Origin of the sequence: Paracoccus sp. NSM (assembly GCF_052379855.1) — a bacterium.
Taxonomy (GTDB): Bacteria; Pseudomonadota; Alphaproteobacteria; order Rhodobacterales; family Rhodobacteraceae; genus Paracoccus.
Window position 1 is genome coordinate 15,449 of sequence record NZ_JBQTCG010000016.1, and the last position, 18,523, is coordinate 33,971.

The following is an 18,523-nucleotide window of genomic DNA, read 5'->3' on the forward strand; positions in this document are numbered from 1 at the left end:
CAATACGACCGTATCGCTTTGCGATACCATCCGCAAGGGGGCAAGACATGACCGGATTGAACGAGCTGAGCGCCACCGAACTTGTCGCGGGCTATGGCGCGGGGCGGTTCTCTCCGGTCGAGGTTCTGTCGGACGTTCTGGCGCAGATCGACCGCTGCGAGCCCGTGCTGAACGCGATCTGGCATCTGGACCGCGACGAGGCGATGGCGCAGGCCCGCGCTTCTGAGGCGCGCTGGCGGGCGGGCGCGCCGGTGGCGGTGAATGGCGCGGTGCTGGACGGCGTGCCGGTCACGATCAAGGAGAACATCGCCACGCGCGGCGTTCCGATGCCGCTTGGCACCGCCGCATCCGACCTGTCGCCCCGCAGCGAGGACGCGCCCCCCGCGGCCCGCCTGCGAGAGGCCGGGGCGGTCTTTGTCGGACGCACGACCATGCCCGATCTGGGGATGCTGTCCTCGGGCCTGTCCAGCTTTCACCGGCTGGCGCGCAATCCTTGGAACATGGCGATGAATCCCGGCGGCTCCAGCGCGGGGGCGGGGGTTGCGGGGGCGGCGGGCTACGGGCCGATCCATCTGGGCACGGATATCGGCGGCTCGATCCGGCTGCCTGCCGCCTGGTGCGGGCTGGTCGGGTTGAAGCCCAGCCTTGGCCGCGTGCCGATCGACCCGCCCTTCATGGGCCGTGTCGCGGGGCCGATGACGCGCTGCGTTGCGGATGCGGCGCTTGCAATGGCGGTCCTGTCGGGGGCGGACGGGCGCGACCACATGAACCTGCCCCCCGCCGCGCTGGACTGGCAGGATCTGGACGGCATGCTCCGCGGGCTGCGGGTGGGGCTGCTGCTGGATGCGGGCTGCGGGATGCCCGTCGCGCCCGAGGTCATGGCCGCCGTTCAGGCCGCCGCCGACCGCTTCCGCGAGGCCGGCGCGCTGGTCGAGGCCCTGGACCCCTGGATGACGCCCGATCTCTTGCGCCATGTCGATGATTTCTGGCGCACCCGCGCGGGCGTCGAGACGGGCGACCTGCCCGCAGAACGGCGCGCGAAGATCCTGCCCAAGATCCTCGAATGGGCCCAGGCCGGGCTGGGGCGCAGCGGCGAGGCCGTCTATCGCGACTACGCCGCCACGATCGAGGTCCGCCGCCGCACCACCGAGGTCAGCCAGCGTTACGACCTGATCGTGTCGCCGGTCTCGCCCAACACGGCCTTTCCGGCGGATTGGGCCTGCCCCTGCGACAACGACATGGCGCGCACGATGGCGCATATCGGGTTCACCATGCCCTTCAATCTGGGCGAGCAGCCCGCGATCTCGGTCCCCTGCGGGCATGACGCGGCGGGGGTGCCCATCGGTCTGCAGATCGCGGGCCGACGCTTTGACGATCTGGGCGTCCTGCGCGCCGCCCGCGCATGGGAGGCCATCGCCCCCGCGCCGCGCCCTTGGCCGATGGTCGAGGGGGCGCCCGCATGACCGGCTGGGCGGACCGCGCCGCCGCGATGTATGACGGCAGCCCGCGCCGGATGCTGGTTGACGGCCGCTGGTGCGACGCGCTGTCGGGCGAGACGATCGAGGCCCGCGACCCTGCCGATGGCCGCCTGCTGGCCACGATCCCCAAGGGGGGCGCCGCCGATATCGACGCCGCCGTGACCGCCGCGCGCCGCGCATTCGAGGGGCCGTGGTCGCGGTTCACCCCCTTTGAACGGCAGGCCCTGCTGCTGCGCATCGCCGAACGGGTCGAGGCCGAATGGCAGGATCTGTGCCTCTCGGACACGCTGGACATGGGCATGCCGATCCAGCGCAGCCTGGCCAACAGCCGCCGCGTGCTGGGGATGCTGCGCTTCTATGCCGGGCAGGCGGTAGCGATCCACGGCCACACCATCGCGAATTCCTTTCCGGGCGAGATCGTCTCGATGACCGTGCGCGAACCGCTTGGCGTGGTCGGCGCGATCATCCCGTGGAACGCGCCCATAGCGGGCTCGGTCTGGAAAGTCGCGCCCGCCTTGGCGACAGGCTGCACCGTGGTGCTGAAACCGTCCGAGGAAGCCTCGCTGACGGTGCTGAAGCTCGCGCGGATCATGCAGGAATGCGGCCTGCCCGATGGCGTGCTGAACGTCGTGACCGGGCTTGGCGCGGATGCGGGGGCGGCGCTCGCCGCCCATCCGGGGATCGACCGGATCGCCTTTACCGGCTCGACCGAGACGGGGCGCGCCATCGCGCGGGCGGCGGGCGGCAACATCAAGCGCGTCTCGCTGGAACTGGGCGGCAAGTCGCCGGTGATCCTGTGCCGCGACGCCGATCTGGACCGGGCGATCCCGGTGGCGGCTATGGCGGTCTTTGCCAATTCCGGGCAGATCTGCATCGCCGGTTCGCGCCTCTTCGTCGCGCGCGAGATCGAGGATGAGGTGCTGTCCCGCCTGGCCGATCACGCGCGCGGCCTGCGCCTTGGCCACGGCATCGACCCCGAGGTCGATCTGGGTCCGCTGATCTCGGCCCGTCAGGCCGCGCGGGTCGAAGGCTATCTGCAACGCGGCCGGGACGAGGGCGCGCGGCTGCTGACCGGCGGCGCGCGTGCGAACCCTGACGGGCTGGCAGGGCATTTCATAGAGCCCACGATCTTTGCCGAGGTCTCGGACGACATGACCATCGCGCGCGAGGAAATCTTTGGCCCCGTCCTGTCGGTCCTGCCCTTCGACGATCTGGACGACGCGGTGCGCCGCGCCAACGCCACCCCTTACGGACTGTCTGCCGGTGTCTTCACCCGTCATCTGGGCACCGCGCACAAGGTTGCGCGGCGGCTGCGGGCGGGGACGGTCTGGGTCAACATGTATCACGCCATCGACCCGGCCATTCCCTTTGGCGGGGTGCGGATGTCGGGCCATGGCCGCGAGGGCGGGACCGAGCATCTGGACGAGTTTCTGGACACCAAGGCCATCTGGATCAACACGGACTGAAAGGGGCGCGCGATGGCGCAAGTGGGACTGATCGGGCTGGGTCATATGGGCCACGGCATCGCGCGCAACCTGCTGATCAAGGGGCATTCTCTGGTCTTTCTGGACCATCCCGGCAACCGCCCGGCAGACGAGATCCTGTCGCTTGGCGGCCGGGCGGCCCTGTCACCCGCCGCCGTGGCGGGCGGGGCGGATGCGGTGATCCTCTGCGTGAACGGCTCGCCGCAGGTCGAGGCCGTGCTGACCTCTGCCGACGGCGTCCTGTCCGCGCTGGCCCCGGAGGCGACGGTGATCGACTGCTCGACGTCGCTGCCGCATTCCACGCAGCGCATGGCGGAGCTGGTGGCCGAGGCGGGCGGCCATTACCTCGACGCGCCGATGACGCGCACGGCGCAGGCCGCCCATGAAGGCCGCCTGAACCTGCTGGTCGGTGGCGAGGCCGGGGTGCTGGCCGCGATGCGCCCCGTTCTGGACACCTTCGCCGAGGCCGTCACCCATGTCGGCCCCATCGGCGCGGGCCACCGGATGAAGCTTTTGCACAATTACGTCTCGGTCGGATTCCTGACCATCCTGGCCGAGGCCGCCGCGCAGGCACAGGATGCCGGCATTGCGCCCGGGGATCTGGTCGCGGTGCTTCGGGCGGGCGGCGGCGCCAGCGTGGCGCTGGACCGGATCGAGCCCTTCCTGACCCGTGGCGACCGGCTTGCGATGCCCTTTTCCATCGCCAATGCCGCCAAGGATCTGGATTATTATGTCCAGATGGCCACCGAGGCCGGCGCCGCCCGCATGGCGGCCGACGGCCTGCGGCAGGCGCTGGCCCATGCGGTGACCATCGGCGCAGGCGAGGCGATGCTGCCCGAACTGGCCGAGATCCTGCGCGAGGCGCCCGCACAGCGCCCCCCGGACACGCCGTGATCTTGCGCCCGCCGCACGGGGCGCGTCTCTTTGCCCGGCGAAATGGCAAGCCCGGTGTCGCTGACCACGGTGTGGCTGACCGATGTGTCCCACGCGATATGGTCCGTTCTACCCGGCACGGAACGCGGACCGCGTGGGGTGATCCCGCATCGCTGCGCTGCGGGCGCAATCTCGCGCCTAGGACAGACTGACCCGCGAGATCCCGGTGCCTTAGCCTCAAGCCTTGGCCCCACCCGAACCGCCGCCCGGCAGCCCCAGTTCCGCCCGCATCCGGCCCGCCCGCACCTCGAGCCACAGGGCCAGCGAGGCCAGCGGCCCGTTGGTGATCTGCCCCGCAAGCACCATGGCTGTCAGATCCGCGCGCGCCAGCAGGTGGCCGCGGATATCCTCGGCCTCTCCGTCGAGGCCGTGGATGCCCTCGACCCCGTCCGGCAGATCCGCGATGCCGACGAACTGATAGAGGAATTCGCAGACCGCGCCGGGACTGGGATAGCTGTCGAAAGCATGAAAGAGGCGGCTTAGCGTCAGGTCGGCCTCTTCGAGCGCCTCGCGGCGGGCGGCATCCTCGACGCTTTCGCCGCCATCGACCCGGCCCGCGATCGGCTCTAGAAGCCAGGGCTGCGGATCGCCGCGCAGAAAGGGGGCGGGGCGGAACTGCTCGATCACCAGCACGCGGTCGCGCACCGGGTCCCAGGGCAGAAGGACGACCGCATCGCCCATCAGGAACCCCTCGCGGGTCATGCGCTCGGTCATGCCGCCATCATGGCGGCGATGGCTCAGCACCAGTTCATCCGTCGCGAAATAGCCCGAGGCGATGCGCCGGCGCGCATGGACCTGCACGTCACCCGGATCGCGCGGCGCCACCACGCCCCCGCCCGAAAGGGGCGAGGTCCCTGCACGCAGCCGGCTGGCCGCCCAGATCGCGGTCATCGGCAGCCGCCAGGCCAGATGCGCCGCATCGGCATCGGCAGGGGCGTCAAGGATCTGCCGCGCGATCTCGGCGGCCAGCGCGGCATCCCAGTTCGTCGCGTCCCATGGGGCTCCGGGCGCGCCGCCGCCGATCCCTAGCACGGTCTCGCCCTGAACCGCCTGCGGCGCCAGCCCCATCACCGCCGCATAGCGCGCAAGCTCCGGGCCGGGGGTGACGCGCAGCCCGGACACCGTTCCATCGTCCGGCACCAGCGCGGGCCATGCGTCACGGTCGATCCCGGCCCGCGCGCCGCCCGTCAGCCGCCCCGACAGCGCGACGGGCTGCCCCTCGACCCGCAGCACCGCGGCCAGCGCAGGGTGGGCCAGCGGCCCCAGCAGCACCACGCTCACAACCGCTGGCCTTCGTCGCGCATCGCGGCGGCCAGCCCCATCTCGCGCGCGGTCTGCACGAAGACCTCGTCGAAGCCGGTGAACAGCAGGTCGGCCAGCAGCAGCCCCTCGGGCGCGGTGGCAAAGTCGATATAGGCGTCGATCTCGGCATCGCTCAGCGGCGAATAGGCCAGCATCAGGAAAGCCTGCATCCAGGTCTCGGCCTCGATGGCGATCTCGTCCTGCTGGCCCCATGCCTCGGCCAGCAACTCGTCGGGGGTGGGCGCCATGTCAAAGCCGCCCCCCTCGGCGAAGCCCTGCGAAAAGGCGATGCTGGTGTTCATCCCTGTCGCCACATTGGGCGAGACCAGATCGGCCTCGTCGATCAGGCGCCGGATCAGGCGGGCGCGGGGCTCGTCCGCATCGTCGGCGCGCTCAAAGGCCAGCCGGGCGGCCTCCTCGACCTCGGGGTCCAGCATCGCCTCGCGGGCGCTGTGCTCCAGCGCGGCCAGGCGCAGGCCCGGCCCGCTCTCGTAGAAGGCCAGCGCCCGATCCAGCATGAGGGGATCGGCTTGTCCTGCCGCGCGGCCCAGGGCGTCGCGGAACATGGGCCCCAGCCGTGCGGGCTCATGGATCCGCGCGACGATCTCGGGCCACGAGGGCGCCTCGGCCGACATCAGCCCTTCTTCCACCAGCTGCGCGGCGCCGTTCCGAGCCTCTTGCTGAAGCGTGGGGACCAGCGTCTGCATCTGCAGCGCGTCCCAGATGCGCTGTCCCTGCTGCTGTTCCTGCGCTGCGTGCCACAACGGCGCGGGCGCATGGGCGGGATGGGGCGCGGGCGCGACCGGCAACAGGTTCAGCATCGCGGTCAGACAGAGGCCCAAGGGCATTCGGCACCACCTTTCGTGGTCAGAGACATTTCCGCCAGTTTTCGTAAAATCCCTCTTGCGCTTCAACCCCCGGGCCTCTAGATGCCTGCCCACCACCCAAGAGCGCGGAGAGGTGCCGGAGTGGTCGAACGGGGCGGTCTCGAAAACCGTTGAGCCTTCACGGGTTCCGTGGGTTCGAATCCCACCCTCTCCGCCACTTCAGTCCCTGAATGGGCACTGCGTTTCCGCTACCCTGCGCTGTGAGCGTCGTGAGCAGCCGGGACTTCGATCCGATGATCCGGACCTCGCCTTCCGCTACATCGACGCGTTGGGCCAAGGCGCGCAGGTGGTCGCGGCGGAAGCCGCCGCCGGGCAAGCGCATGCGGTCGCGCGCAGCTGCAGCGAAGCGGTTCAGCATCTGCGGGGTGACGGCAGTCTGGCTGGCCTGGTCCAGCAGGGCCTGCGCGCGGGCCTCCTCGGAGCGGGCCTGATCGCGGATCGCCTTGAGGCCGTCGATGCGGTCCTTGAGCGCTGGGTCGTCCAGATCGGCCACGCCCGCCTCGATCGCATCATAGAGGCGTTTCAGGCGCAGTTCGGCCTCGGCCGCCCGTTTGGCAAGATCGGCCGCAAGGGCGCGCTGGCGGGCGCTGCGGTCCTGCCGCCGGTCGAGGATCGCGGCGAGGATGGTCTGCAGCCTCTCGGGCTGCAGCAGCCGCTCCTCCAGATGCCGTGCAACCAGATCGTCGAGCTTCTCCATCGGGACCGCCATGCCGCTGCAGGCGGTGGCCCCCTGCCGTGCCTTGGTGGAGCAGGCGTAGTAGCGGTAGCGCCCGCCCTTGCCGGTTCGGATTGTCATCGCCCCGCCGCATTTGGCGCAGTGGATCAGGCCGGTCAGCAGCGTGGGGCCGCTGACGACGCGGGCGGGCATGACCTTGGGATTGCGCGCCTTGAGGAGCGCCTGCACCGCATCGAAGGTGGCGCGGTCGATGATCGGCGGCACGGGGACGATCACCACCTCGCTTTCCGGGTTCAGGGCCTTCGATTTCGCGCGCCTGTTGAACTCATGCTCGCCGATGTAGGTGCGGCGGGTGAGGATGCGGTGGACCTGGCCGATGCCCCAGCGCCCGCCATCGCGGGTGAAGATCCGGTTGCGATTGAGGTGGCTGACGATGTTCTTGACGCCCATCTGGCCGCTTGTGCCATCGCCTTCCAGCGCGAGGCGGTAGATCAGCCGCACGGTTTCCGCATGGAGCGGGTCGATCTCCAGCTTCTTCTTTACCTTGGCCCCGCGCTGCTCGGCCGCGACGGTGCGATAGCCGATGGGCGGCAAGGAACCGTTCCAGAAGCCCTGCCGCGCGTTCTCCTTCAGGGCGCGCATCACATGCTTGGCGTTCTCCTTCGACTGGTATTCGTCGAAGAGCGCCATGATCTGCCGCATCATCACGTGCATCGGATCGTCGCCCATCTCCTGCGTGATGGAGACAAGGCGGACGCCGTTCTTTGCGAGCTTGCGGACGTAGAATTCCAGCTCGAAATGGTCGCGGAAGAAGCGGCTGAAGGAATGGACCACGACGACATCGAAAGGCGCGGGCCGCGACGTGCCCGCCACGATCATGCGCTGGAATTCCGGGCGGCGGTCGTTGGTGGCCGAGGCGCCGGGTTCCACGAAGGTCTCGACCAGTTCATAGCCCCGGGCGGCGCACCAGGCCTCACCCTGCCGCTTCTGGTCGGGGATCGAGACGTCATGCTCGGCCTGCCGCGCGGTCGAGACCCGCAGGTAGAGCGCGGCGCGTTGGGTGGCTTTTGCTGACGTCGGAGGGGTCATGGTGTGCCCTTTGAAGGTCGATGGGCACAGGCTACCATCCGGAGGCTGAGCGGCAAACGCCGATGACGCGCCGTGGCAGTCATTCGCCCTGCGAGGTGAGCTCGTCAATCAGGTTGGTGAACCAGCGCTCGAAGTGAGCGACCTCGGCTTCGGTGACTAGGACTCGATCGGGCCAATCGTCGGTTACGCGCCAGCGGGCCAGATCATGCACGGGCGGCCTGCCGGTAAAAGGCCAGGGATGACCGAGAAGCGCCTCCAGCTGCTGTGAAACGGTGGCGGGGGGAACTTGACGCGGGCGGGGCTGATCCTCGGCCATCTGGGTGAAGGCCTACAGAGAGGCAACCGCTGGAAGGAGGCGATCTCGAGCTTCCTTGCCGTGGATCGTATGGCGACAATCAATTCCCCTTGTGCGGCAGCGCGCCTCGTGTGCCGATGCGCGTATCGCGATCCCGTCGAAGCAATCGACCAAGGTGGTCAACGGCACAGGATTGGAAGGGACACCATCAGGCATGCTCGGTCACGTTTGCTCGGTTCTGTCGCGCAGTTCAGCCCGATTACGATCACACCAGCGGCGCGAGGCAACGACCTTGAATGGTCAAGCGAGGTCTTGCGCAGAAAAGGCGGAAGATCGGAGGGGCGGCGACCGGAAAAGCTGGCACCGGCCGCGCCGATCAGGGTGCCATGACACTGCGCGCGCCTGACCCGATCGGCCCTGAGCCGACCTTCGCGCTGCACAAGATGCTGCAGTGCAGATTCCCTGAACCGGTCGTTCAGCGTCTCGTTAGAGAATTAAGGTGACAATCATCATCTCAGAGCGGCGCGCAACCAATATCCCGCTGAAGCAGCTAATCGTTTTTGTCCTCGATTTACCGTTACATTCGGGCAGAGATTCCAGCAGACTGAAGATATAAATCGCAAACAGAAAAATTTTGAGAGTCAGATCGGCGCCCAAGGAGAAAGCATGGTCCCTAATCACCTAATCGCATCACTCGCTGCTGCCGCCGATACGGCGATCAGCAATGTTTTGATGGCTGGCGCACATGGTCAAAGTAAACCGACTGGAGAAGTCGGATTTGTAGCGGCAGTGGTCCTTGGTGGCGTCCACGATATCGCCAATGCTTGGTCGCCGTTACTTCGTCCGCACGGCCTGTCAGTCAAGATGAGCGGGGTGCTCTGCCACCAGACGCCACGAGTGGCCTTCACCGACATTCACGGCAATAAAGTTAGTTGCGAGCTCGCCGACCTACTTGTGATTGTAGAGGACAACACGGGTGGTCGGCTAGGTCGGCGTTGGGCGGCTCTAATCCAGGCGAAAATGGCGGCGCCGGGCGGAGGTCAGACACTGACCCAACCCGGCGACTTGCGCCAACTTGATCTGATGTCGCGGTGGCCATCGTTCACTTTGCCAAGGAACTTTGCACCTGGCGCGCGAAACTTCTCTACATGCACGTATCCTGGAAAACCGTTTGATTGTGGCCGTTACGGGTTAATCGACGGGCAGCCTAGCCCAGATTGGCATCAGCAGGCACCCGCGTGTGTGATGCCTGCCGGAGGTGATCGGCTGGGATCTTTCTTGGCACGAATGGTCGAGACAGGGCAGGTCGGATATGGCCGCGAGGCAAGCGGCCTTGGAGATGACTGGTCACGGACGGTCGATGAGCTCATGAAGCAGACCTATTTCCAGTTTTTTACATACGCAGCTGGTTTTAGTAGACGCCGACAGCGCGGGCATAGCGCTTTTGCGCTGGCTACATCGGATCCGTTCTTCCTGGGTTTCGCCTCGGATCAACCTCCCCCGTCAGGCGGACGCCCCGATGAGCCTGGTGACGATGAAAGTCCGACCGGGATCAGCTTGTTGCGCATTGCAATCGGTTCAGATGAATACTCGGAGTAGTCGCCAAGGAATTTCATCCCAACAGCATCTGGGGCGGTTGAAGAGACCAAACCGCTTCGTTTCGACCTTCTTGTCTGTGGATCGAAAGATTTTCGGAGACCGCGATGGCAGCTTCACCTGCCAATCATTGCGCCGAGTTGCCAAAACGTGGCTTTGCACCCATCACCCGTTCGCAGAAAGTGCAGAACTTGATGCACCGCAACTTTGGACGCGCAAGCTTTCGCCCAGAGCTATTCGCGCGATCAAAGCGAGTTGGAGCTTGACCTTGTCGATTTTTTCCACCAACTTGTAGGTCGAGAAAATCGACATGAGGCGCAGGCATGACCGAGCATATCGAAACCATCATTCTGCAGGAGCCCGCCGACATCAACCAGCGGCTTGCCCAGCTTGGGTTGACCCGCGAGGGGTTGATCCGCGCGGTCCAAGTGGCGCTAGCCGAACGCAACAACGCCACTGGCCTGCATCCGTCGAACGCGGCTGGCACTTTTTCCTACCATCACGGCGTGGCGGCCATGCGCCGCGAATACTTGGGGGATAATTGGGAAATCGACCGCCGCGACGGGATCGAGGCGATCCGCAACGACGCCCTCGAGGTCAAGGTCTCGTTCTGCAATGTCGATGAAGCATGCGGTCGCGATCACCCCAAACCGCGCTCGGAAAAGGGCGCGGGGGCGGAACGCGCCAGTGGGCCGAACCTTTTTGAGCACGCTGGAGCGGGCGATCTCGCACCCCATGCGCCGAAGCCGGTTGATGGCCCTGCGCTGTTTTACCTGATGGTGGATCAGCAGGGCCGGGCAGAGCTCACGCGCCCTGTGATTGCTCGCCGCACCTTCGTGGCGGCTGTGGAGCGCATCTTTCTGATCGAGGACGTTGAAGAAGACGACACGATCCTTCCGCTCGATACTGATGATATCGCGGATGATTTCGAGCCGCAGATCGTTCGCAAGTAGAACGCCGATGTTTAACCCTGGGAGACTATCACTTGCCCGCGCAAGGCGTGGCATGACGGCCAAAGCCTTGGCTGAAAAGGCCGGGGTTGGGGTGGACACGATCACGCGGCTTGAAAAAGGCCGCAATGAGCCGGAACCCGAAACCATTGAGAAGTTGGGCGAGGCCTTGGGCTATCCGCCAAGCTTCTTCATGGGCGAGGATATTGAGGAGGTTGATGTCGGGGCCGTCAGCTTTCGCTCCTTCTCAAAGATGACTGCCCGCGAGCGAAACGCGGCCATCGCTGCAGGATCACTCGGTTTGCTGCTCAACAGCTGGATTGAGGACCGTTTCGGCTTGCCCAATCCGGATTTCCCTGACGAGCTGTCGGAGGAAACCGACCCCGAAGTCGCCGCGACCCGCCTGCGCCAGCATTGGGGGATCGGGCAACAGCCTATCGGCAATCTGTTGGGTTTGCTGGAAACCAAAGGCATACGGATGCTGTCGCTGTCTGAGAATACGGCATCGGTCAACGCCTTCTCTTTCTGGCGTGGTGGAAAGCCCTACGTATTCCTTAACAACTTCAAGAGCGCCGAAAGCAGCCGCTTCGATGCGGCCCACGAGCTTGGCCACCTGGTCTTGCACAGGCACGGTGATCCCAAAGGCGACCGCTCTCTTGAGAAAGAGGCCAACAGCTTTGCCTCTGCCTTCCTGATGCCTGCCGACGATGTGCGGGCGCGCGTTCCGCGTGTGATCTCGACCGAAATCATCCTCAAGGCCAAGCTACGCTGGCGCGTGTCTGCGATGGCTTTGGCCTATCGGTTGCACCACATAGGGCGGTTGTCGGATTGGCAATATAAGTCAATCTGCATCGACCTTTCCCGCCGAGGCTATCGGTTAGGCGAGCCTGTCGGCATCGAGCGGGAAACCTCGGTACTGTGGAAGAAGGTGCTGACAATACTTTGGCAGGAAAGAGTCACTCGCGACGATATTTCTGAGGAACTGGGTCTGCCAGTCGATGAACTGGACAGCCTTATTGGGAGCCTGACAGGAACTGAACGGGGCGAGCGTCCAACTAGGCGAGGATCACTGAATGCTGTCTGACGCGCTGCTCCCGCAAGTCCAAGCCGACAAGCAGACGGTTCTGGAAGTTGCTTAACAGCCTGGCCCGCCTTGCCCTGACTGCCACGGCTATCGCGCCCGTTGGCTACACATATGCATTCGTCGCTGCCTTCAACGATGCGTGGTCAACTATGATGTGGCTGTTGCTCGGCTCAACGACATTGGTTGTGGTGTGCCTATGGGTTCTCAAGACGACCCGTTCCAACCGCGCCCCTGCCGCTGAGCAACACAAGGTCACCACGGTGGAGCCTGCCGACCGAGAGAACATGGCAATTATGCTCTTGTATCTCTTACCGTTGTTTACGGCCGATTTCGACAAGTTGAACTGGATCATGTGGGTGCCCACGATTGCGATCTTCGCCTTCATCGCGGTGACCAGCCACAGCTACTTTTTCAACCCCCTGCTTGGTGCGTTCGGCTGGCACTTCTACCGTGTCGGGACACCACAGAACGTCACCAACATCTTGATTACCAAGCGGACGATCCGCAAAGGCGACCAGACGATCAACGGAATCGAACTGGGGGACTATGTGATTTTGGAAACGGAGTGACCAATGCCGAGAACACTTTTCGCGTTTTGTAAACAGGACGGGCAGAATGTCGTGCGACGGGTACCCTTGGAAGCCGGCGTGCAGGGCGAGGTCGAAGCGATTTTCGATGAACAGGAAAGGTCCTTTTTTCACGGCAAGGATGAGCCCATCGAGTTTAACGGCGATTGGAAGCCCGACGGGAACGAGTTGCTTTGCCTCACGGACGCTGATCTTCTTGCACAACTGAATGAGACGTTGGCCAATGGCGCGGGGGCCTACGACCGTTTGGACATTACCAACTATGATGAGGCTGGAGTCAAAGCTCTGTTCATGCACTCCGAGCAGATCGAAGGGCATATTTTAATACAAAAGTTTCGTACGTCCCAGTATCTGCAACGCAGGGGTCTGACGCTGACGTTTAACGACAACCGGTTTGGCAAACTTTCAGAGCAAGGGTTTTCGCTGGATGAACGGCTGGGCGCCGTTGTTCGCGGCGACACCGTCATGTTCGTTAGCTTCCACGTGCTGCGGTCGATCTTAACGGTTCAAGAGCATTTTGCCGAAGCGACAGCTCAGGAAGTCGACGACTTCGCAAAGCATCCATCCTTTCACATCGAGAATCGAGCCGTTTTCGACAGCCACATGGATGAACGGTGCCGAAAATTGATACGGGGCATCCATAAATCGGATGTCTTGGTCGATCACAATGCCGCAGAGATCATCGCACGGGCAAAAACCGTAGGGCTTGCGCTGAACGAAGACGGTGGTCGCATTGTTCTACCATCCGTCAAGCGCGACCTAAAAACGGTCCTCAGCTTCTTGGAAGAAAGCGTCTATAGGGGAGTCTTTTCTGAAGAGACCTACTTGACCAACTCCAAGCGCCCTGTGGCCTGAAGCGTCCTCGATGGGCACGTCCCCACCTTGCAGCACTGCGATCCACTGTTTGAGTTTTGCGTCTTCTGAATGTCGGCTTTCTGTGCGCGGTCATTTGGGGCTCGCAGTCGCAGCGAATGCCCCCTTTCCGCCCGTTTCGACGGCGACGTCGGCCACCGCCCGATACGGTCCCTCGCCCTCATCATTCCACCGTCGCCTCGTTCATCAAGCCCCTCAGGCTCGCCTCGAGATCGCCAGGCGGACAGCTCAGGTCGATCGTCTTGAACCTCATCACATGACCCTGGATCGTCATGACCTCGTCGACGGCTCCCCCCGTCTGCGGATGCAGCAATATGCCTTCGGCGGTCAACGAGGTGGGGTCGTTCGGGCGCTCCTGGCTGCGAAGGTAGGTGTAGAGCTGATAGAGGTAGCCGCTTTTCAGGATCCGGTCGCGATAGGTCGAGGCCGTGAAGATCGCGGTGAACTTCGTGTCGATCACGACGCGGCGGCCGCTGGCGGGGTGGTTCAGCTCGATGTCGGTCTGCATCCCGGGCAGGATCGCCGCGATGCCCGGGGAGGCAGCCTCGAAGGGCCAGGACATGTGTTTGCCCTGGACGACGCTCCAGCCGGACGGCTGCAGTTCAAGGCGAAGGGCGTTTCCCACGGCCCGCTCGAACAGCCGCCGGACCAGATGATCGGTGCTGTCTGGCAGGGCACCCGAAGCATGCCCTGCATCCTCGGTCGGGATGACCGTGTCGAAGACCATCCGGGCCAGCGCCACCATGAAGCGGCCCGCGGTTTCGTTGCGCCCGATCTGGTCGCTTGCCAGTTCGGCCCAGGAGGGACGTGGGCCGACGACGCCCAGGCGGGTGAAGTCCCCGGCCAGCTGACGGCACCGGTGCGCCACCAGATCGTCGGCGACGCGGTTTGCCAACCGGGCAAGCGCCGCCCTGACCAACCTGTTCCTGGGCGTGTCCATCGTGAACTCGTCGAAGCGGCAGGCGACCGCGCCCCGATCCATCAACCGGCGGGTGGTGGTTTCGAGCATGTCGATGCGCTCGCGCACGCGCGCGAGGGTGGCCTCGGGATGCTGCCAGCCGCGCCGAACCGTTGCGTCGATGCGCTCGCGCACGCGCGCGAGGGTGGCCGTGCGGGTGCGGTATCCCCGGGAGAGGTTCCGGCGCAGGCGCTCCTCGGCGACATGCACGAGGAGCCTTGCAACCAGATCGGGAAGATCCCGGGCGGTTTCGACCTGATGATCGAACCTGCCTTTGAACTGCACCAGATTGGCGGCGTAGAGGAACAGCAACCAGATGTTGCGCAGGGGAATAGCCTCGGCCATCACAGCCCGGCCCGAAGGGCATCGGCGGCATCCCGGGCGCGTTCCGGCGCATCGAACCAGTATTCCTCCAGCAGGGGCGCGATCTCGGTGTCGATCACGTCGGCGAACCATTGCTTCGGGTCGGCGATGTCATCGTCACCGGGCGTGACATAGGAGTGGCCAACGCGGAACTGCGGTCCCAGGGCCCGGTCCTGGGCGATTGTCTCGTTCAGGGCAAGCATTCGGTCGCGGATCAGGGCGATCACGTCGTCCGGGAAATCCTGGTCGCGGCACCAGTCTTCCCAGGCCTTGTTCAGCATCGGCTCCAGCGTCACGAAGGCAAATCTCCGGCGCAGGGCCAGGTCGACCAGGGCGAGGGAGCGGTCGGCGATGTTCATCGTCCCGATGACGTAAAGGTTGTCGGGCACATGAATCTTCTCTTCCGGAAGCTTGCGATAGGCCAGTTCCATCGCATGCGCCCGGCTGCGCTTGGTGTTTTCCAGCAGGGTCAGCATCTCGCCGAACACCTGCGAGGGGTTGCCGCGATTGATCTCCTCGATGATCAGCACGTGCGGCACGTCGGGTTGGGCCCGGGCCGCATCGACCACCTGGAGGAAGATGACATCCGTCAGGATCAGACCACTGGCGGACGGACGATATCCCCGCACGAAATCCTCGTACGACAGGGATGGATGGAACTGCACCGATCGCAACTGCGAAGGCTGCGGCGACTTTCGCCCGATCAGCGCCTTGGCCAGTTGCCGGGCCAGCCATGTCTTCCCTGTTCCGGGGGGCCCTGGAGGATGAGGTTCTTCTTCAAGGTCAGGCGGACGATGAGGCCCGCAAGGGCGTCGCGTCCAGGAAAGCCGCCCTCGGTGATGATGTCATCGACGGTGTAGGACTGTGTCTCGGAGAGGTCAGCACTGTCGCCCTCGGCCGCGCTTTCTGCCTCGCTGGCACTCAGGGGGTCCACTTCAGGGGCGAACCGCTCCGCCCAGTAGGTTTTTCCAAGGAAATAGCTGTAATCCTGATCCTCGCCGTCGAAGGTGAAGGCGACCAGTCGACGCGCCATGTCCTCCTCCTCGACAAGGGCGCGGGCAACCGTCGTGCGGTAGGTGTAGAAATACCAGTCCTTGGGCGGGTCCAGTTCCTTCCAGTCCACCTCGACCGTCAGACCGTCGCCCCGGTTGGCGGTGATCGTCCCGATCGCCTTGATCCGCATCACGCTTGCCGCGCGACCATGGTTTTCGAAAGGGACGTCATTCTTCCGGGTGAACGAGGCCTTGATGGCGATCCTGTCGCCAGGCTTCATCTGCCTGACAAGCTTCGAGAATTTGTCCTCGTATCCGTTCTGCCAGATCCCTTCCCGCAGGAACCGGTCCGTCTGATCCCCATCAGACCACGAGGCACCGACAAACCAGTGGTTCATGCCCTCCGGAACGATCTCGTCCTTCGGGGCTTCCTGTTCGTCTTCGTCTCCGGTGAAGTTCACCCTTGCCGCGCGGAAGATCCCGGCGGCCCACTCCGGCGTGAGTTCCGCTTTCCAGCCTTGGTCCGTAAGGCCCCAGACGCCGCGGCCTGGCGAGGTCATGATTCCGGCCTTGAACAGATACGACCGGGCGAAGTGGACCCTGTTCTCGAATTTCGAACCGCCGTTGTTGTTGGTCAGCGCAAGGAAATCCTGCGGGATCTGGTGGCGCTTGATAAGTTCTTCAAAGACCTGACGTGGCCGAGCCTGTCCTCCAAGGTCGCGCATGATCTCAATGACGGGGGCGAAATAGCTGACGAACTGCGGCACTCCATCGATCTTCTGTTCGTGCAGCCCCATGATCCAACACCCAATTTTGACAACAGGGCGATCATGTCAGCCTCGCTCGGAAAGGCCAAGAGGGCAGGGGCGATCGAGGTGACGAGTACAGGAACGCTTCACTCCGGACTGGTCGGGCAGGCTCGAAGGCGCGGTGTGACGCTCAAAGTGCCAAACCAAGACGAGTGCCGAATAAAATCTCATAAAAACAGCGTAATACACGTATCCGCGGCACTAAGTGATCAAAAACGCAGTGCTACTTCTGGGCATCGAAAACAGTGTGCAGACAAGAACTTACCGCGAAACCGGCGCTTTAAGGTGCCGGTTTCCTTTATCTTGCCCTACACCAGAACCCCAAACTGCCCCGCCAAAACCACGCCATTCCCCTCCCGGCCTGCCAGCCAGCCTCAGTTGCGAAAAGGACAGTTCTGTCCGGTTTCGGGGTGCGGCAAGCTTATTGCGGCCGTTCAAACGCTGAACGCGTCATAGTGCTATGGCGAAGACGTAGTGCTCATCACTATCGGCCATGGCCCGCCACTCACTCTTGTTTAGTGGTTGAAATTTATGCATATTTTATCCTGCGTTGTAATTTGTTCCCCCATTACTTCCCCCTTTTCGTTCGAGAACGTGCTGGATCATGTGAGCCAACAGCTTACTCGCCAGCGCCTTTCTCACTCGCGTTAAGCGACCTTTGGCTCAGTCGAGGGGCAAGCGCGAGAATAGCGTCGGATCGACCTCCTCAGAGAGAAGGTAGCTGGCCTAGTTTGGGAACGTGACCCTGCGGACATTGGCGGGGAATCGCTGTGGCTGTTCAAGACCCACCCGCAGCCACTTGTTGTGACGGCGTGCTTCACTTGGCCCTCCCGGCAGATCATCCCACCTCCAATGCCTTCATGCGCCCTGATTGACACGGGCATGGGCACGCGCGATCCTGAATGTATCGAGGCCAGCCGCTATGCCGCTCCGGGCATCAGTTACCCGGCCAGCCGTCAGCGGCTTTCAGGCCTCGGCAGTCATCTCTAGCCAGGTTGCAAGAGCCACCCTCTTCGAGGCAGCTAAACGGCCACGGGACAAATGGAGCGCAGTCGCAGAAACTCGTCGAAGCCCAGTGGCCGGCCGGGGCTGATTTTGTCTTGGCAACGGCGATCGGGGGGCCCGACACAACGGAGGCCTTCTGCCACAACCTCAGACACTTGCATTTTCTGAGCAGGCCGCTTTCCTTAAGGCATGGTGAAGCTTGTTCTCATGCACAGGGCCGACTCGATCTACGAGGATGAGCCAGACGTCGTATACGACTTTCCGCGCGCTTACCTCAGGGCGGTAGAGGAAGCCATCGGCGACTGGGCCATCTACTACGAGCCAGTCAAAGCGGGTCCACGTGGTTACTTCGCGGTGGCAAAGATCGACCGGGTGATCCCGAAACCCGGTGCAGCTGGCCGCTTCCTGGCGATGATCGAGCCTGGGTCCTTTCTTCCGTTCGATCAGGAAGTGCCGCGGCTCTTGGATGGGACGCCGATGGAAGCTGCGCTCACCGAACCAGACGGCACCGCAAAAAAGGGTGGCTCGGTGCAGCTGGCGGTCCGGCGCTTGTTAGAGGCGGACTTCGCCCGCATCGTCAATCTCGGGTTGCCCCAGGAATTGGAGCGCCTTGAGGCCACCCGCTACGATGTGGCAATGCCGGACCGCCTCGATGATCGCGCCGAAATCTTCGAGCGTCCGGTGCTAGAGCGGCTCACACGGAGGCCCTATCGCGACGTAGCTTTTCGGCGGAAGGTGCGGGAGGCCTATGGCTACCGGTGCGCGATGTCTGGCCTGATGCTGCGCAATGGCGGCGGGCGTCCGGAGGTTCAAGCCGCCCATATCCTTCCTGTCGAAAGCCAGGGCAGCGACTCGGTTCGCAATGGCCTTGCTCTGTCGGGCACGCTACACTGGATGTTCGACCGCGGGCTGATCTCCGTCGCCGAGGATTGCGAGACCATCTTGGTCTCTCACAACAAGGTGCCGGGTGATGTCGTTCAGCGACTGCTCGCGCCGGGGCAGAAGCTGTGCAGACCACAGGACCCGCGGGATCTGCCCCACCCTGTGAACCTACGCTGGCACCGCGAGAACGTCTTCGGCCGTGCACTTTCAGTCGAGCCAGTTCCCTGGGGATAGGAGCGACAGAAGCGATTTCATCAAGCCTCTACGTGGCAACTACATC

16 protein-coding genes and 1 tRNA gene are annotated in these 18,523 nt (G+C 64.1%); 10 read left to right on the forward strand and 7 right to left on the reverse strand.

Going from position 1 to position 18,523, the window contains the following annotated elements:
* Positions 1-47 precede the first annotated feature (47 nt).
* The 3 genes from ACTZWU_RS15500 to ACTZWU_RS15510 are packed head-to-tail and all read left to right on the forward strand — an operon-like array spanning position 48 to position 3,856.
* A complete protein-coding gene (locus ACTZWU_RS15500; protein ID WP_444738268.1) occupies positions 48-1,463 on the forward strand; it encodes an amidase in 1,416 nt (471 codons plus the stop codon).
* The gene (locus tag ACTZWU_RS15505; RefSeq protein WP_444738269.1) at positions 1,460-2,944 is read left to right on the forward strand and encodes an aldehyde dehydrogenase family protein; all 1,485 of its coding nucleotides are present in this window, start codon (positions 1,460-1,462) and stop codon (positions 2,942-2,944) included. The genes ACTZWU_RS15500 and ACTZWU_RS15505 overlap by 4 nt, the downstream gene beginning before the upstream one ends.
* A gap of 12 nt (positions 2,945-2,956) precedes the next feature.
* Entirely contained in the window at positions 2,957-3,856 is a 900-nt protein-coding gene (locus ACTZWU_RS15510) for an NAD(P)-dependent oxidoreductase (RefSeq protein ID WP_444738270.1), read from the forward strand.
* A gap of 216 nt (positions 3,857-4,072) precedes the next feature.
* On the opposite strand, the gene ACTZWU_RS15515 is transcribed toward ACTZWU_RS15510, so the two are convergent.
* On the reverse strand, positions 4,073-5,176 hold the full coding sequence (locus tag ACTZWU_RS15515; protein WP_444738271.1) for an NUDIX domain-containing protein: 1,104 nt from the start codon (positions 5,174-5,176) through the stop codon (positions 4,073-4,075).
* Positions 5,173-6,045 carry a hypothetical protein gene (locus ACTZWU_RS15520; protein WP_444738272.1) on the reverse strand — a complete coding sequence of 291 codons (873 nt, stop codon included), beginning with the start codon at positions 6,043-6,045 and terminating at the stop codon, positions 5,173-5,175. Before ACTZWU_RS15520 ends, ACTZWU_RS15515 begins: the two co-directional genes overlap by 4 nt.
* 106 nt (positions 6,046-6,151) lie before the next feature.
* Here ACTZWU_RS15520 and ACTZWU_RS15525 point away from each other — a divergent pair.
* Positions 6,152-6,241 (forward strand) — tRNA-Ser (locus tag ACTZWU_RS15525).
* Here the strand turns inward: ACTZWU_RS15525 and ACTZWU_RS15530 are convergent.
* Both ACTZWU_RS15530 and ACTZWU_RS15535 read right to left on the reverse strand, forming a co-directional pair.
* The gene (locus ACTZWU_RS15530) at positions 6,203-7,849 is read right to left on the reverse strand and encodes a recombinase family protein (RefSeq protein ID WP_444738273.1); all 1,647 of its coding nucleotides are present in this window, start codon (positions 7,847-7,849) and stop codon (positions 6,203-6,205) included. The two genes, ACTZWU_RS15525 and ACTZWU_RS15530, sit on opposite strands and share 39 nt — an antisense overlap.
* A 79-nt stretch (positions 7,850-7,928) precedes the next feature.
* Positions 7,929-8,165, reverse strand: a complete 237-nt coding sequence (locus ACTZWU_RS15535) for a hypothetical protein (RefSeq protein ID WP_444738274.1) — start codon at positions 8,163-8,165, stop codon at positions 7,929-7,931.
* Positions 8,166-8,810: 645 nt separating this feature from the next.
* Here ACTZWU_RS15535 and ACTZWU_RS15540 point away from each other — a divergent pair.
* The 5 genes from ACTZWU_RS15540 (at position 8,811) to ACTZWU_RS15560 (ending at position 13,216) form a co-directional block, all read left to right on the forward strand.
* The gene (locus ACTZWU_RS15540) at positions 8,811-9,743 is read left to right on the forward strand and encodes a hypothetical protein (RefSeq protein ID WP_444738275.1); all 933 of its coding nucleotides are present in this window, start codon (positions 8,811-8,813) and stop codon (positions 9,741-9,743) included.
* A 320-nt stretch (positions 9,744-10,063) separates the two neighbouring features.
* Positions 10,064-10,693 carry a hypothetical protein gene (locus ACTZWU_RS15545; protein WP_444738276.1) on the forward strand — a complete coding sequence of 210 codons (630 nt, stop codon included), beginning with the start codon at positions 10,064-10,066 and terminating at the stop codon, positions 10,691-10,693.
* Between the two features lie 7 nt (positions 10,694-10,700).
* Entirely contained in the window at positions 10,701-11,774 is a 1,074-nt protein-coding gene (locus ACTZWU_RS15550) for a helix-turn-helix domain-containing protein (RefSeq protein WP_444738282.1), read from the forward strand.
* Positions 11,775-11,821: 47 nt separating this feature from the next.
* Positions 11,822-12,343, forward strand: coding sequence for a hypothetical protein (locus ACTZWU_RS15555; protein WP_444738277.1), 522 nt, complete (start codon positions 11,822-11,824; stop codon positions 12,341-12,343).
* Between the two features lie 3 nt (positions 12,344-12,346).
* Positions 12,347-13,216 carry a hypothetical protein gene (locus tag ACTZWU_RS15560; protein ID WP_444738278.1) on the forward strand — a complete coding sequence of 290 codons (870 nt, stop codon included), beginning with the start codon at positions 12,347-12,349 and terminating at the stop codon, positions 13,214-13,216.
* Positions 13,217-13,397: 181 nt separating this feature from the next.
* Here ACTZWU_RS15560 and ACTZWU_RS15565 read toward each other — a convergent pair whose 3' ends face one another.
* Genes ACTZWU_RS15565 through ACTZWU_RS15575 form a run of 3 tightly spaced genes read right to left on the reverse strand, consistent with a single transcriptional unit; the run spans position 13,398 to position 16,344 of the window.
* Positions 13,398-14,537 carry a 5-methylcytosine restriction system specificity protein McrC gene (locus tag ACTZWU_RS15565; protein ID WP_444738279.1) on the reverse strand — a complete coding sequence of 380 codons (1,140 nt, stop codon included), beginning with the start codon at positions 14,535-14,537 and terminating at the stop codon, positions 13,398-13,400.
* A complete protein-coding gene (locus tag ACTZWU_RS15570; RefSeq protein WP_444738283.1) occupies positions 14,537-15,286 on the reverse strand; it encodes an AAA family ATPase in 750 nt (249 codons plus the stop codon). The genes ACTZWU_RS15565 and ACTZWU_RS15570 overlap by 1 nt, the downstream gene beginning before the upstream one ends.
* On the reverse strand, positions 15,259-16,344 hold the full coding sequence (locus tag ACTZWU_RS15575; protein WP_444738280.1) for a winged helix-turn-helix domain-containing protein: 1,086 nt from the start codon (positions 16,342-16,344) through the stop codon (positions 15,259-15,261). Before ACTZWU_RS15575 ends, ACTZWU_RS15570 begins: the two co-directional genes overlap by 28 nt.
* A 1,224-nt stretch (positions 16,345-17,568) precedes the next feature.
* On the opposite strand from ACTZWU_RS15575, the gene ACTZWU_RS15580 reads away from it, so the two are divergent.
* Positions 17,569-18,477 carry an HNH endonuclease gene (locus ACTZWU_RS15580; protein WP_444738281.1) on the forward strand — a complete coding sequence of 303 codons (909 nt, stop codon included), beginning with the start codon at positions 17,569-17,571 and terminating at the stop codon, positions 18,475-18,477.
* The last annotated feature ends 46 nt before the right edge of the window (positions 18,478-18,523 follow it).